The 13,154-nt window shown below is 73.4% G+C and carries 15 protein-coding genes and 1 riboswitch; of the genes, 7 read left to right on the forward strand and 8 right to left on the reverse strand.

Annotation, left to right across the window (positions count from 1 at the left end):
* Position 1: 1 nt before the first annotated feature.
* Both ACFFF6_RS01900 and ACFFF6_RS01905 read right to left on the reverse strand, forming a co-directional pair.
* On the reverse strand, positions 2-1,450 hold the full coding sequence (locus tag ACFFF6_RS01900; RefSeq protein ID WP_376977703.1) for a mannitol dehydrogenase family protein: 1,449 nt from the start codon (positions 1,448-1,450) through the stop codon (positions 2-4).
* Positions 1,447-2,553, reverse strand: coding sequence for a LacI family DNA-binding transcriptional regulator (locus tag ACFFF6_RS01905; RefSeq protein WP_376977705.1), 1,107 nt, complete (start codon positions 2,551-2,553; stop codon positions 1,447-1,449). Before ACFFF6_RS01905 ends, ACFFF6_RS01900 begins: the two co-directional genes overlap by 4 nt.
* A gap of 158 nt (positions 2,554-2,711) precedes the next feature.
* Between ACFFF6_RS01905 and uxaC the strand changes: the two genes are divergently transcribed.
* From uxaC to ACFFF6_RS01930, 5 genes are all read left to right on the forward strand, one after another.
* Entirely contained in the window at positions 2,712-4,172 is a 1,461-nt protein-coding gene (gene uxaC / locus ACFFF6_RS01910; RefSeq protein ID WP_376977707.1) for a glucuronate isomerase, read from the forward strand.
* A complete protein-coding gene (locus tag ACFFF6_RS01915) occupies positions 4,169-5,722 on the forward strand; it encodes a UxaA family hydrolase (RefSeq protein ID WP_376977709.1) in 1,554 nt (517 codons plus the stop codon). The genes uxaC and ACFFF6_RS01915 overlap by 4 nt, the downstream gene beginning before the upstream one ends.
* Positions 5,723-5,767: 45 nt before the next feature.
* Positions 5,768-5,971 carry a CopG family transcriptional regulator gene (locus ACFFF6_RS01920; protein WP_376977710.1) on the forward strand — a complete coding sequence of 68 codons (204 nt, stop codon included), beginning with the start codon at positions 5,768-5,770 and terminating at the stop codon, positions 5,969-5,971.
* Positions 5,968-6,333 (forward strand): type II toxin-antitoxin system death-on-curing family toxin, encoded by a 366-nt coding sequence (locus ACFFF6_RS01925; RefSeq protein ID WP_376977712.1) that lies wholly within the window; start codon positions 5,968-5,970, stop codon positions 6,331-6,333. The genes ACFFF6_RS01920 and ACFFF6_RS01925 overlap by 4 nt, the downstream gene beginning before the upstream one ends.
* A 127-nt stretch (positions 6,334-6,460) precedes the next feature.
* On the forward strand, positions 6,461-7,249 hold the full coding sequence (locus tag ACFFF6_RS01930) for a nucleotidyltransferase domain-containing protein (protein ID WP_376977713.1): 789 nt from the start codon (positions 6,461-6,463) through the stop codon (positions 7,247-7,249).
* A 109-nt stretch (positions 7,250-7,358) separates the two neighbouring features.
* Here ACFFF6_RS01930 and ACFFF6_RS01935 read toward each other — a convergent pair whose 3' ends face one another.
* The 4 genes from ACFFF6_RS01935 to thiO all read right to left on the reverse strand — a co-directional run bounded on the left by ACFFF6_RS01935 (position 7,359) and on the right by thiO (position 10,814).
* Positions 7,359-8,618, reverse strand: coding sequence for a ThiF family adenylyltransferase (locus ACFFF6_RS01935; protein ID WP_376977715.1), 1,260 nt, complete (start codon positions 8,616-8,618; stop codon positions 7,359-7,361).
* Positions 8,615-9,463 carry a thiazole synthase gene (locus ACFFF6_RS01940; RefSeq protein ID WP_376977717.1) on the reverse strand — a complete coding sequence of 283 codons (849 nt, stop codon included), beginning with the start codon at positions 9,461-9,463 and terminating at the stop codon, positions 8,615-8,617. The genes ACFFF6_RS01935 and ACFFF6_RS01940 overlap by 4 nt, the downstream gene beginning before the upstream one ends.
* Before the next feature lie 2 nt (positions 9,464-9,465).
* On the reverse strand, positions 9,466-9,708 hold the full coding sequence (gene thiS, locus ACFFF6_RS01945) for a sulfur carrier protein ThiS (RefSeq protein ID WP_376977718.1): 243 nt from the start codon (positions 9,706-9,708) through the stop codon (positions 9,466-9,468).
* A complete protein-coding gene (gene thiO, locus ACFFF6_RS01950; RefSeq protein WP_376977720.1) occupies positions 9,705-10,814 on the reverse strand; it encodes a glycine oxidase ThiO in 1,110 nt (369 codons plus the stop codon). Before thiO ends, thiS begins: the two co-directional genes overlap by 4 nt.
* A riboswitch (TPP riboswitch) is annotated at positions 10,809-10,917 on the reverse strand. Its footprint overlaps the gene before it by 6 nt.
* Positions 10,918-10,944: 27 nt before the next feature.
* On the opposite strand from thiO, the gene thiE reads away from it, so the two are divergent.
* Together thiE and ACFFF6_RS01960 are read left to right on the forward strand one after the other, a co-directional pair.
* Positions 10,945-11,655 carry a thiamine phosphate synthase gene (gene thiE / locus ACFFF6_RS01955; protein WP_376977722.1) on the forward strand — a complete coding sequence of 237 codons (711 nt, stop codon included), beginning with the start codon at positions 10,945-10,947 and terminating at the stop codon, positions 11,653-11,655.
* A gap of 2 nt (positions 11,656-11,657) precedes the next feature.
* Positions 11,658-12,092, forward strand: a complete 435-nt coding sequence (locus ACFFF6_RS01960; protein WP_376977723.1) for a hypothetical protein — start codon at positions 11,658-11,660, stop codon at positions 12,090-12,092.
* 42 nt (positions 12,093-12,134) lie between these two features.
* On the opposite strand, the gene ACFFF6_RS01965 is transcribed toward ACFFF6_RS01960, so the two are convergent.
* Together ACFFF6_RS01965 and ACFFF6_RS01970 are read right to left on the reverse strand one after the other, a co-directional pair.
* The gene (locus tag ACFFF6_RS01965; RefSeq protein WP_376977725.1) at positions 12,135-12,494 is read right to left on the reverse strand and encodes a DoxX family protein; all 360 of its coding nucleotides are present in this window, start codon (positions 12,492-12,494) and stop codon (positions 12,135-12,137) included.
* A complete protein-coding gene (locus tag ACFFF6_RS01970) occupies positions 12,491-13,117 on the reverse strand; it encodes a TetR/AcrR family transcriptional regulator (protein WP_376977727.1) in 627 nt (208 codons plus the stop codon). Before ACFFF6_RS01970 ends, ACFFF6_RS01965 begins: the two co-directional genes overlap by 4 nt.
* Positions 13,118-13,154: the final 37 nt, after the last annotated feature.

Consider the following 13,154-nt stretch of genomic DNA (forward strand, 5'->3'; position numbering starts at 1 on the left):
CTCAGCGCGCCCGCAGCCGCGCGACCTCGTCGCGCAGGGTGCTGCGCAGCCAGGTGTCCTCGGGGAGGTCCTCGCCGAAGATCTCCTGCACGCCCAGGAGGTTCTCGACGATCACCCGGGGGTCGGTGCGGCCGCGGGCGAGGTCGGCGAGACGGGTCGCCATCGGGTCGTCCAGCGGGAGGTCCGAGGCGATGTATGCCATCCAGGCGGCGACGCCCACGGCGGCGGCGCGCGGCTCCGCGCCTCCCGCACGGCGATCGCGGAGCGTGCCGAGCAGACGCAGCGGCAGCTTCTGCGAGCCGTCCATCGCGATCTGCACGGTGCGGTGGGCCAGGGCCGGGTTCGCGAAGCGCTCGAGCACCGTCTCCCCGTAGGCCACGAGGTCGGTGCCGTCCGGCGCCGTGAGCGTCGGGATCACGTCCTCGGCGATGAGGTCCCGGGCCGCCTGGAGGACCTGGGGATCGCCGACGGCCGCCGAGATCGTCTCGTGCCCGCGCAGGGCGCCGAGGTAGGCGAGCGTCGAATGGGCGCCGTTCAGGGTGCGCAGCTTCATCAGCTCGAACGGGGCGACGTCCTGCGTGATCTGGGCCCCGCCCTGCTCCCAGGCGGGGCGGTCGGTCGCGAAGTCGCCCTCGATCACCCACTGGAGGAAGGGCTCCGCGACGACGAGGCCGGCATCCTCGAGGCCGAGGATCCCGCGGCCCTCGGCGCGGTCCGCCTCGGTGGTCGCGGGGACGATCCGGTCGACCATGGTCGAGGGGAAGCGGACGTGCGCGTCGAGATAGGCGGTGAGCTCCTCCGCCTCCGCGGCGGGGAGGGCCGCGGCGAAGTCCCGCACCAGGCGCGAGAGCACCTCGCCGTTCGCGGTGAGGTTGTCGCAGCACACGACGGTCAGCGGGGCGCCGCCTGCGCGGATCCGGCCCTGCATCCCGCGGGCCAGGCGGCCGACGGCGGAGACGGGAGCCGCCCCGCTCCCCCCGGCGATGTCCGCGGCCACCAGCGGATCCTCGAGGTCGAGACGTCCGTCCCCGCGGCGACGGTACCCCTTCTCGGTGACGGTGAGGGTGACGATGCGCAGGGCGGGATCGGCCAGGAGCGCGTCGAGGCGCTCCTGCTGCTCGGCCGGGAAGAGGACCTCCCGGACCGTGCCGATCACGTGGGCGCGGGATCCCTCCGGCGACTTCTCGAGCACCGTGTACAGCCCGTCCTGCGGCGCGAGCTGGTCGCGGACGGAGGCGGAGCGCTGCGTGACGCCCGTGATCCACCACGAGTCGTCTCCGGTCGCCTCGATCGCCCGCTGCGTGATCACCGCCTGGTGCGCCCGATGGAAGGCGCCGATGCCGAGGTGGACGATGCCGGAGGACGCGCCCTGCTCCGGCAGGTGCGCGGGCAGCACGAGGTCCGCCCGGGGGGCGAGGGTCGGGAAGGAGGTGCGGTCCAGTCGGGTCATGGCGTGTGCTGCTCCTGAGGATCGGTGCGGTCGGGCGGGGCGTCGACGCCGAGCCGGGATGCGTCGACGAGGGTCGGGGCGGGAGGGCGGGCGACGTCCACGGGGGAGCGCCCGGGGGCGCGGGCGGATCCGTGGGCCCGCGCCGTGCTGGCGCGCAGGACGAGCTCGGTGCCCAGGCGCCGGCTGGTGACGGAGTCGCCGCGCACGAGCGCGGCGAGGAGGTCCACGGCCGCGCAGCCCGCCTCACGGCGAGGTACCCGGATGGTCGAGAGGGCGGGGCGGGCCATCCCCGCGAACTCGATGTCGTCCCAGCCGACGACGCTGAGATCCGCGGGCACCGCGAGGCCGAATCCGCGCAGCCGGTCGATCATCCCGAGCGCCATCACGTCGTTGTAGGCGAGCACCGCATCGGGCCGCGCGAGGAGGACCTGCTCCGCGGCGGCGGCGCCGCCCGAGGCATCCGGGGTGTGGGAGCCGAGGTCCCGCAGCTCCAGCCCCAGCTCCCGGGCGGTCTCATGAAGGCTCGTCCGACGCAGGGCGTCGGCGCTCGAAGTCGCCGGCCCACCGGCGTAGCCGATGCGCAGGTGGCCCAGGGCGCGCAGATGACGCAGGGTCGCCGCCACCCCCGGTCCGGGGTCCAGCACGATCGAGGGGAGGGAGCCGTGCTCGCGGTTGACCAGGACGGTGCGGGCCAGGCCCGCCGCCGTGTCCAGGTCCTGCTCGTCCAGACGGCTCGAGCAGAGGATCACGCCGTCGACCTGCGGGGCGAGGGTCCTCACGAGGGGCAGCTCCGCCTGGGGGGATTCGTCGGTGTCCGCCAGGAGCAGCTGCATGCCCAGCTCGCGCGCCCGGGCCTGTGCCCCCTTCACGACGGCCGGGAAGAAGGGGTTCAGCAGGTCCGGGACGATGAGCCCGAGCGTCCCCGTGCGCCCTGTGCTCAGCGCCCGCGCGGTGCGGTTGGGGGTGTACTGGAGCTCCGCGGCGGCGGCCCGGACCTTCTCCCGGGTCGCCTCTCCGATGCGGTCCACGCCCTGCAGGGCGCGCGAGGCGGTCGCGACGGAGACGCCGGCGAGCGCGGCGACGTCCTTGAGCGTCGTGGGCATCGGACCTCCTCGTCGTCGGTCGCCGGCGGGTGGCGTGGCGGTACAGCCTACGGGATGGCAACCGTTTGCGCCCTCACCATCTTGCGCTCTCCTCCCCGGATGTGCAACCGTTTACGCATCGCCTCCTCCCGAGGCGTCGCCCCGTCGAAGGAGATGGCATGTCCCCGTCCCGTCCCGCCGCTGCGCCCTGGACCCTCCACCCGCATCGCGCCCTTCCGGCTGAGCCCGGAGTCCGCGAGATCGCGGTGCGGATCCACGAGCAGACGGCTCCGCTGCCGATCGTGGCGATGCACGGCCACGTCGAGGCCTCCGTCTTCGCCGACGACGAGCCCTTCGCGGACCCGGCGCAGCTGCTCATCGTCCCGGATCACTACGTCACCCGGATGATGGCCTCGCAGGGGATCCCGCTCGAGTCCCTCGGCGTGCCGCGGCGCGACGGCGGCCCCGTCGAGACGGACTCGCGGCAGATCTGGCGGACCTTCTGCGAGAACTGGCACCTGTACCGGGGCACTCCGTCCCGCTTCTGGCTCGAGCACGAGCTGGTCGAGGTCTTCGGCGTCACGGAGAAGCCCTCGTCCGAGTCCGCGGACCGCATCTACGACCAGATCGCCGCCGCGGTCGCCCGCCCCGAGTTCCGGCCCCGCGCGCTCCTGGACTCCTTCGGCATCGAGATCATCTCGACGACGGATCCGGCCTCCTCGGACCTCTCGGTGCATGCCCGTCTGGCGGCGGACGGCCTGGGCAGCCGGGTCGTGCCGACCTTCCGCCCCGACGGGGTCCTGCAGCTGGAGCGGTCCACATGGCGCGAGGAGATCGCGACGCTCGCGGAGGTCTCCGGCATCGACACCGACACCTACGCGGGCTTCCTCGAGGCGCTCCGCGAGCGCCGCCGCGCCTTCGTGGCCGCCGGCGCCCGGGCCACCGACCACGGGCACCTGTCCGCCGACACGCATCCGATGGACGAGGCGGAGGCCGCGGCCCTGTATGCCCGCGTGCTCGCCGGGGCGGAGCCCACCGCGGCGGAGGCCCAAGCCTTCGCCGCCCACATGCTGCTGCAGATGGCGGGCATGTCCTGCGAGGACGGCCTGGTCATGCAGATCCACCCGGGCGTGCTGCGCGACCACCAGAGCGAGATCCTCGCCCGGCACGGCCAGGACAAGGGCTACGACATCCCGGTGGCCACGGAGTACACCCGCGCATTGCGGCCGATGCTCGAGCGCCACGGTCTGGACCCCCGTTTCCGCTGCATCCTGTTCACGGTGGACGAGACCGTCTTCTCGCGGGAGCTGGCACCGCTCGCGGGCGCCTATCCGTCGGTGCGCCTGGGCGCCCCGTGGTGGTTCCTCGACTCCCCTGACGGCATGCGCCGCTTCCGCGAGACCGCGACGGAGACGGCGGGCTTCGCGAACATGTCCGGATTCGTCGACGACACGCGCGCCTACGCCTCGATCCCCGCGCGCCACGACCTGGCCCGTCGTATCGACGCCGGCTATCTCGCGCGCCTCGTCGCCGAGCACCGGCTCGAGGAGGACGAGGCGATCGAGACTGCGATCGACCTCGCCTACCGCCTTCCCCTCGCGTCCTACCCGGAACCGGTCACGGACCGGGCGACGGCATGAGCGCCGAGCAGATCGCCGCGCTGCGGCTCCTCCACGACGGGGACGATGTCGCGATCGCGCTGCGCGACGTCGCCGCCGGCGAGGAGCTCCCGGTGGGCGGCCGGTCCGTCCGGGTCGCCGTCGACGTCCCGCGGGGCCACAAGGTCGCGGTGCGTCCGAGGGCCGTCGGCGAGAGCCTGGGCAAGTACGGCCACGTCATCGGCACCGCGACGGCGCCGATCGCCCCCGGCGATCACGTCCATTCGCACAATCTGGAGTTCTCCGCCCATGCGGCGACGAGTGCGGCAGAGGCCGGAAGCTCCAGGCCGTGGAGCCCGCCTGCGCTCCCCGAGCGCCGCACCTTCCGCGGGATCCGCCGCGGCGACGGCCGGGTCGCGACCCGCAACCACATCGCGATCGTCGCCTCCGTGAACTGCTCGGCGACCGTCGTGCGGGCGATCGCGGACCGGGTCGAACGGGCCGGGATCCTCCCCGACACCGTCGACGGCGTCCTCCCTCTCGCCCATGACCTGGGCTGCGGCATGGCGCCGACCGGCGACGGCATGGACATCCTGCGCCGGACGATCCTCGGCTACGCCGACCACCCCAATGTGGGCGGGGTGCTCGCGATCGGGCTGGGCTGCGAGGTCAATCAGATGGAGCAGCTGTTCGCCGAGTTCGAGACCGGGCCGAACAAGCCCGCCCGCGATCTGCCGATGGTCCGCATGACCATCCAGGGCACCGGCGGCACCCGGGCCACGATCGAGGCCGGCATCGCTGCGATCGAGCAGATGCTCCCGCAGGTCGCGGACGTGACCCGCGAGGACGTGCCCGTCTCCGAACTCGTGCTGGGCCTGAACTGCGGGGGCTCCGACGGCTGGTCCGGCATCACCGCGAACCCGGCGCTCGGATACGCCTCGGACCTCATCGTCGCCCAGGGCGGCACGAGCGTCCTCGCGGAGACCCCGGAGATCTACGGAGCCGAGGACCTGCTCGTGGTCCGTGCGAAGAATCCGGAGGTCGCCCAGGATCTGCTGGATGTGATCGCCTGGTGGGAGAAGTACACCGAGACCACCGGCGCGAGCATGGACAACAACCCCTCCCCCGGGAACAAGGAGGGCGGGATCACCACGATCCTCGAGAAGTCCCTGGGCGCGGTCGCCAAGGGCGGGCACGCCCCGCTCGCAGCGGTGTACCGGTACGCGGAGAAGATCGGCACCCGCGGCTTCGGCTTCATGGACACCCCCGGCTACGACCCCGTCTCCGTCACGGGGCTGGTCGCCGGCGGCGCGAACCTCATCTGCTTCACGACCGGCCGCGGCTCGGCGCTCGGCAGCCGTCCCGCACCGACGCTGAAGGTCGCCACGAACTCGGACCTCTTCCGGCGGATGACCGACGACATGGACATCGATGCCGGCGAGATGGTCGAGCACGACGTGTCCATCGAGGAGAAGGGCCTGGAGATCTACCACGCCCTGCTCGACCTGGCCTCGGGGAGGAAGTCCGCGAGCGAAGAGCTGGGCTACGGTCTGGAGGAGTTCATCCCCTGGCACATCGGCGCCGTGATGTGACGACTGGGACCTGACATCCTGATACCAGATTGGTATCATCCGGATATGGCCATGACACTTCGCCTCAGCAACGACGATGAGAAGCGGCTCGCTCAACTCGCGGAGCAGTCCGGGACGAGCCGCCAGGGCGCCGTGATTCTCGCGATTCGCGAAGCCGTGGAACGACGGGACCATGCGTCCCGGGTGAGCGCGGCCTCGGAGCGTGCGCGTGACCGCTACGCCGATCTCCTGAGGCGACTCGGAGAGTGACCGCGTTCCTCACCCTGGAGGATCTTCTTGACCTGATTCTCGACCTGGGGGTCGGTCCCGTGCGCGACCTCGGACTCCTGGCATCGGCAGCTCATCGGCCTTCGACGACCCTCTTCGGCCGCGAGGCCTATGAGAGCCTCGACCTCAAGGCTGCAGTCCTCCTCGAGTCGGTCGTGCGGAACCATCCGCTCGTCGACGGGAACAGGAGACTCGGCTGGTTGGCTGTGGCGGTGTTCTACGACATCAATTCCACAGACCTCGACGCCCCTGACGATGACGCGTATGACCTGGTCATCGGTGTCGCGACCGGATCTGTCACCGCCCAGGAGTCAGCTGCTCGGCTGGCGTCGTGGCGACGCTGATCCACGGCGGCCCCATGCCCGGCACGGATCCACGCACAGGCGACAATCGGCACGAGGTCGCCGGCGCTGGGAAACCAGAGAGCTGACCACGACAGACTGCACAGCAGAACCGGGGACAGGAGCCCGCATGGAGCATCAGGAACGAGCCCTCGCCGCCTATGTCGAGCAGGTCGCCGCGGACCGGGCCGTCCTGGGCGTCGTGCTGGTCGGATCGCTGGCGCGCGGCACCGAGCGCGAGGACTCCGATGTCGACGTGTACCTGGTGCTCGACGCCGCACGGTTCGAGCAGCTGGGCCGGGAGGACCGCTGGGCATGGACCGATCGCACCGGCCTGGACTACCCCGGCTCGTACATCGACGTGAAGGCGGCGAGCCTCGGTTACCTGCGCGCCGCGGCACGTACCGGCGACGACCCGACGCGCGCCTCGTTCGCCGGTGCGCGCATCGCCTTCTCGCGCTGCGAGGAGCTGCCCACGCTCGTCTCCGCGATCCCGCTGCTGTCGAAGGACGCCTGGGCGGGGCGGGTCCGTTCCCATCTGGCGCAGGCCCATCTGCACGGCGGCTACTTCCTGCGCCAGGCCGAGCAGCGCGGCGACCCGTTCCTGCTGCAGCATGCCTCCACGCATCTCGCCCTCTCCGCGGCGCGCGCCGCCCTCGCCGCCGACCACCGCCTGATGCCGGGGGCGAAGTACATCCATCACCTGGTGCGCGAGGTCCCGAGCCCGGGCGGCTTCGTCGACACCTGGGACCGTCTGGTGAGCACCCCGTCCATCGAGACCGCCCGGGCGCTGGTGGAGATCCTCGACAGCTGGCTCGGCCCGGAGGGCGGGATGGGCGTGGACGAGTCGCTGTCCGTGTTCATCCGTGACAATGAGCTCGCCTGGCTGCGCGGGACGCTGCCCGCGGAGTACTTCTGAGCCGGGCGCCGCACCCCGCCACCGCTCGCCGGCGGCCTTCAGAGCGGAGGCGCGCACCGCGCGGGAGGCGTTCCCGCGGGAACACCTCCCGGCCGACGCCCTGCGCGCCTCATCCCTCCGTGCCGGTGCTCCACGCCTGGTAGCCGCCGTCGAGGTGGCGCAGGCGCCCTTCGCGCAGCGACCAGTCCGGGCGGAGCCGCTCGAGGGCGCGGGCCGAGCGCACGCCTCCCTGGCAGTACAGCACCACGTCGTCGCCGCGGGGCAGCGCCGCGGCGCCCTCGTCGAGCACCTGCTGCAGCGGCACGTTCACCGCGCCGTCGATCGCGCCGGCCGCGAACTCCCACGGCTCGCGCACGTCGACCACGGTGATCTCCCCGCGGACGGCGCCCTCGGCGCCTGCATCGGCATCCGCCGGGCCCAGCAGCGCGCGCAGCTGGGCGGCCTGCAGGGTCTCCTCCGGCGATGGTCCGCCGATCCGGCAGGCGGGATCGGCCGCGGCGGGGATCTCGACCCGGGTCGCCGGTGCGCGCCCGGGATCGGGGGCGATGCGCAGGGTGCGGGTGGTGCTGGTGGCCTCGTCCCACAGCAGCAGCTGCCCCACCAGCGGCGCCCCGGTTCCGGTGATGAGCTGGATGACCTGCGTGGACATGATCGTGCCGAGCAGTCCCGGCAGAGTCCCCAGCACCCCGGCCTCCGCGCAGGACGGCGCCTCGCCGGGGGCGGGCGGCTCGGGGAAGACATCGCGGTAGTGGGCGCCGCGCCCCGGCCAGAACACGCTGACCTGACCGTGGCTGCGCAGGATCGCACCCCAGACCACGGGCACGCCGGTGATCTCGCTGGCATCGGCCACGACGTAGCGGGTGGCGAAGTTGTCGGTGCCGTCCAGCACCACGTCGTAGCCGCCCAGGAGCTCCACGGCGTTGTCCGGGCCCATGCGTTCGCGGTGGATCCGCACGCGCACCTCGGGGTTGATCCGGGCGACGGCCGCGGCGGCGGAGTCGGCCTTGGGCCGGCCCAGGGCGTCCATGCCGTGCACGACCTGCCGGTGCAGGTTGGTGACGTCCACCAGGTCGTCGTCGACGATCCCGAGGGTGCCGATCCCGGCTCCGGCGAGGTACTGCAGGGCCGGGGAGCCGAGCCCGCCCGCCCCGACGACCAGGACCGAGGCGGCGTGCAGGCGGCGCTGCCCGAGGGTGCCGATCTGGGCGAGGGTGATCTGGCGGCGGTAGCGGGCGACCTGCTCGGGCGTCAGCTCGGGGCCGGGCGCGACCAGCGGCGGCAGCGCTCCGCCCGGGGCAGGGGCGTCCGCGGCAGATCCGGTCGGGCGGTCCGCCGCACCGGGTGCTCCCGCCGCATCTGTGCCGCTCACAGCGACTCCGCCTCACGGCTCGTGCCGGCGGTCTCGATGAGGCCGTCGAAGGACGAGGAGGCGAGCGCCAGCTGGCGGCGAGGGATGCGGCCTGCGCCGCGGGCGGCACGACCGGCCCGGACCGCGAGGTCCATGGCCCGCGCCATCGCCACCGGGTCCTGGGCTCTCGTGACGGCGCTCGCGACGAGCACGGCGGAGCAGCCCAGCTCCATCGCGAGCGCCGCATCGGAGGCGGTGCCGATCCCGGCGTCGAGGACGACGGGCACGCCGGCCCGCTCCGCGATGAGCGCGATGCTGTGCGGGTTCAGGATCCCCAGCCCCGTCCCGATCGGCGATCCCAGCGGCATGACGGCGGCCGCGCCCGCGTCCTCGAGCTGGCGGGCGAGAACCGGGTCGTCCGTCGTGTACGGCAGGACGGTGAAGCCGCGGCGGACCAGCTCCTCGGTCGCCTCGAGCAGCTGGACGCCATCGGGCAGGAGCGTGTCCTCATCGGCGATGACCTCGAGCTTGACCCAGTCGGTCTCGAGGGCCTCGCGGGCGAGCTCCGCGGTGAGGACCGCGTCGCGAGCCGTGTAGCAGCCCGCGGTGTTGGGCAGCGCCGTGATGCCCAGCCGCTGCAGCAGGGCGAAGATCGAGGTGCCGGAGTCCGCGGAGAACCGGCGCATCGCGACGGTGGTCAGATGCGTGCGTGAGGCGATCAGGGCCCGTTCGAGGGCGGCGAGGTCGGTGGCCCCTCCGGTGCCCATGATGAGCCGCGAGGACAGCTCGGTCCCGGCGATGACCAGCGGATCCGCGGCCCCGACGGCAGCGGCGGGATCGGTGCCGGTGGTGGTGGCGGCGCTCATGCTCATCCTCCCTGGACGGCGGTGACGAACTCGCAGCGCGCATCGGCCGCGAGGGGGGTGGTGGACCAGAGGCTGCGGGGGATCACGGCGTCGTCGAGGGCGACGGCCACGCCCAGCGACCGCCCGTCCAGGCTGCGACCGTCCTCCCCCACCGGGTGCCCGAGGCGTGCGGCGACGAGGTCGCGGACGGTGGATCCGGGTGGGACCTCGGCGGCCTCGCCGTTGACGGTCAGGGGGATGCTCATGCGGGCTCCTTCGTGAAGCGCTCGGGGCGGACGGCGGCGGGCAGGGCGTCCGCGGCTCCTTCGAGGTGGTCGGCGGTGCGCCGCGCCGCCCAGGCGGACAGCAGGATGCCGTGGCGGTGGTAGCCGGTGGAGACGATGATCCTCTCCGCGCCGGGGACCGGTCCCAGCAGCGGCAGGTCATCGGGGGTGCCGGGCCGGTCGCGGGCGAGGATCTCGACCAGCTCGGTCTCCCGGACGGCGGGAAGGATCTCCGCGGCGTCCTGCAGCAGCTGGAGGACACCGCCGGTCGAGGGTCCTTCGAGGGCGTCCTCGCGGCTGGTCGCGCCGAGGACGATGCCGCGGTCGTCGCGCGGCACGAGGTAGACGGGCCTGCCGCGCACGATCGCGCGGACGGTGCCGGACAGGAGGTGCTCCTCCCCCGGCATCAGCAGGGTCCCCGGGACGCGCAGGCGCAGGATGTCGCCGCGCACGGGCCGCAGGCGCAGGTCGAGTCCGCGGTGCGGACCGTCGATCCCGGGAACGCCGAGCCCTGCGGCGAGGACGATCCGGTCTGCTTCGATGCCCGCGAGCGTGTCGATCCGGCCGATGCGGACCGGCACGCCGCGCTCCTCGAGGATCCGACGGGCGGCGGCGGCCAGCCTCCGCGGGTCGACCTGGTGGTCCTGGGCGATGCGCACGGCCCCGGCGACGTGGCGGGCGAGGGCGGCCTCGTGACGGCGGGCCTCCCGCGCCGTCAGCTCCTGGACCTGCGCCCCGACGGCACGCTGATGGCGCAGCAGATCCTGGAGGGATCGGAGATCGGCGTGGTCGCGGGCGACGACGAGGGTCGGATCATCCCGGTACCCGGCCTCGCGGGCGGTGATCGGGGCGAGCTGAGGCAGGGCGGCGGCGAGCTCGCGGTGCGCATCGGCCGCCTCACGCATGATGTGCCACAGCGGCCCCTGCCCCACCTGCATCTCCGCGGCGGCGGCGAGCATGCCCGCGGCGGCATGGGTCGCACCGTCCGCCACCCCCGTGGAGCGGATCTCCACGCGATGGCCGCGCCGGTCCAGCTCGAGCGCGGTGAGCAGCCCGACGATCCCTGCGCCGATGACGACGACGTGCACGTGTGCATTCCTCCTGACGGCGGCATGACCCGCATCCAGTCGTAGTGGTCGGCACGGACGGCGCCCTCTCAGCCCGCGCATGCGGGCTCCCACGGAACGCGCAGCAGTCTACCTGTGCGAAGGTGGGCGCATGAGTGCTGATCATGCAACAGGCGCCGAGCGCCGCGCGCGTCTGGCCGATTCCCGTCTCTACGTATGCGTGGACCTCTCCCGCGGCCTTCCCGGACTGCTCGACTTCGCCGAGGCCTGCTTCGCCGGGGGTGTCGACATCCTGCAGGTGAGGGACAAGGCGGCGGAGGCGCGCGCGGAGGTCGAGGCGCTGCGGGCGCTGCGTCCGATCGCGGACCGCCACGGGGCCCTGCTGGCCGCGAACGACCGGGCCGATGTCGCCGTGCTCGCCGGCGCGGATGTGCTGCATCTGGGCCAGGGGGATCTGACCACGGCCGATGCCCGCTCCCTCGTGGGCCGAGGGATGCTGCTGGGACGCTCGACGCGCACCCGCGACCAGGTCCGGCAGGCGCTCGGCGATCCGGGGATCGACTACTTCTGCACCGGTCCGGTGTGGGAGACGCCGACGAAGCCGGGCCGGGCGGCCGTCGGCCTGGAGCTGCCTCGCGAGGCCGCGGAGCTGCGGTCCTCGGCCCGCCGGGTCGGGGCGGTGATGGGCATCGACGCGGGGCCCGGGAAGCCGTTCTTCGCGATCGGCGGGGTGGACCTGGAACGCGTGCCGGAGGTCCTCGCCGTCGGCGCGGATCGCATCGTCGTCGTGCGCGCGCTGACGGAGGCCCGGGATCCGGAGGCCGCCGCCCGCGCCCTGCGCGCGGCCGTCACCGCCGCCTGAGAATGGGCCCCGCGGATCGCGTCCCGTTCCCGCTGCTCGCGCAGGTGCCGCGGGAGCTGCGGGGGGTGATCCTCGACTTCCGCTGGGACCTCGCACGCCTGCATGCGCTCGACCTGCCGGCACGGGAGGTCGCGACCGAGGAGCTCGCCTGGCACCTCCCCCTGCCGTTCTGGGCAGCGGACGGGGCCCCGTTCCAGGTGTCACCGATGCAGGTTATGCGAGACCCGGCGCGGTATGCGGACCAGTGGCGGCGCACCCTGGACGCTGACCTCGACATCCCGCTCGACTGCCGGATCGGCCAGGGCGGCCGGCTGACGATCCTCGACGGCGTGCACCGGCTGCTGAAGGCCACGGCGTCGGGCCGGCGGACCGTCGAGGTCCGCGTGCTCTCCGATGCCGATCTCGACCGGATCGCCGTCCCGCGCGAGTCCTCGTGATCGCGCAGCCGGAGGAGCACGGGCCGCGCCCGGCCGGCGCTCTCAGACGAGGTGCCCGAGCACGAGCACGCCGACGGCGAGGGCGAGCATCCCCAGACAGTTGATCCACAGCTCGCGGCCCAGGAAGCGCGCCCGGACGTGCGCGGCGACCGCGGCGAGGAAGTAGCAGATCACGGCACACGTGGTGGCGAGGGCGATGCCGGGGACCCACAGTCCGGCGACGAGGCCCACGACGGCCGCGAGCTTGATGACCACGAGGATCCACCACCAGTCCCGCGGGAGGCCGACGCCGTCGAGGCAGCGCCGGATGAACTGCGGCGGGCGGAGGGAGAGGAGTGCGTCGCCGAGCAGGACGGCGGCCAGCAGCGCGCTCAGCCACCACGGATCCGGGAGGAGGGTCATCGCCGATCCTTCCCGACGGGGGCCTGATCGTCGACCGCGGAGAGGGTCGGGGCGAGGAGCGGTGGGAGGACGCGCCGCAGGTCCGCCTCCATGCCCGGGCCGGGATCGCCGCCGCGGGCGGCCCCGGCGAAGAGGACCCCGAGGTAGGTGAAGTACACGGCGTCGGCGAGATCCTCGACCGCGGCCGGGGCCGCGGCGGAGCCGTCATCGCCCGCGCGGAGGACCTCCCCCAGCTCCCGGCGCAGTGCCTCGCCCAGAGCCCCGAACACGTCCGAGCGATGCGCGGCCCCCATGAGTACGGCGCCGTACTCCCGCGCGAGAGGAGCGTGCGCGGAGAAGAGCTCGAGGAACGGTGCGAGCAGGTGCAGGATCTGCTCGAGGACGGGCCCGGTGGGAAGGGGCCGGCCGGCGCGGGCGTCCTGGATCTGCTGGATCTCGGCGTCGAGCACCGCCACGAGCAGGGCGCGCTTGTCGCCGACGGCCATGACGGAGCCGACGCTCATCCCGACATCCGCAGCGATCGCCCGGACCGTCGTCGCCTCGAAGCCGTCCCCGAGGAAGCGACGCCGCGCGGCCTCGAGGATCCGGGCACGGGTCTCCTCCCGCTGCCGAGCGCGGCTCATCGGAGGGCCCCGCAGAGCCACCTGTACTGAACATGTT

This window comes from Brachybacterium hainanense (assembly GCF_042434575.1).
Classification (GTDB): domain Bacteria; phylum Actinomycetota; class Actinomycetes; order Actinomycetales; family Dermabacteraceae; genus Brachybacterium; species Brachybacterium hainanense.

Coding starts and splice junctions, on each gene's coding strand:
- uxaC (WP_376977707.1), top strand. CDS start 2,712: ATGTCCCCGTCCCGTCCCGCCGCTGCGCCCTGGACCCTCCACCCGCAT.
- thiE (WP_376977722.1), top strand. CDS start 10,945: ATGAGTGCTGATCATGCAACAGGCGCCGAGCGCCGCGCGCGTCTGGCC.
- ACFFF6_RS01920 (WP_376977710.1), top strand. CDS start 5,768: ATGGCCATGACACTTCGCCTCAGCAACGACGATGAGAAGCGGCTCGCT.
- ACFFF6_RS01965 (WP_376977725.1), bottom strand. CDS start 12,494: ATGACCCTCCTCCCGGATCCGTGGTGGCTGAGCGCGCTGCTGGCCGCC.
- ACFFF6_RS01915 (WP_376977709.1), top strand. CDS start 4,169: ATGAGCGCCGAGCAGATCGCCGCGCTGCGGCTCCTCCACGACGGGGAC.
- ACFFF6_RS01900 (WP_376977703.1), bottom strand. CDS start 1,450: ATGACCCGACTGGACCGCACCTCCTTCCCGACCCTCGCCCCCCGGGCG.
- ACFFF6_RS01930 (WP_376977713.1), top strand. CDS start 6,461: ATGGAGCATCAGGAACGAGCCCTCGCCGCCTATGTCGAGCAGGTCGCC.
- ACFFF6_RS01970 (WP_376977727.1), bottom strand. CDS start 13,117: ATGAGCCGCGCTCGGCAGCGGGAGGAGACCCGTGCCCGGATCCTCGAG.
- thiS (WP_376977718.1), bottom strand. CDS start 9,708: ATGAGCATCCCCCTGACCGTCAACGGCGAGGCCGCCGAGGTCCCACCC.
- ACFFF6_RS01960 (WP_376977723.1), top strand. CDS start 11,658: ATGGGCCCCGCGGATCGCGTCCCGTTCCCGCTGCTCGCGCAGGTGCCG.
- ACFFF6_RS01940 (WP_376977717.1), bottom strand. CDS start 9,463: ATGAGCGCCGCCACCACCACCGGCACCGATCCCGCCGCTGCCGTCGGG.
- ACFFF6_RS01905 (WP_376977705.1), bottom strand. CDS start 2,553: ATGCCCACGACGCTCAAGGACGTCGCCGCGCTCGCCGGCGTCTCCGTC.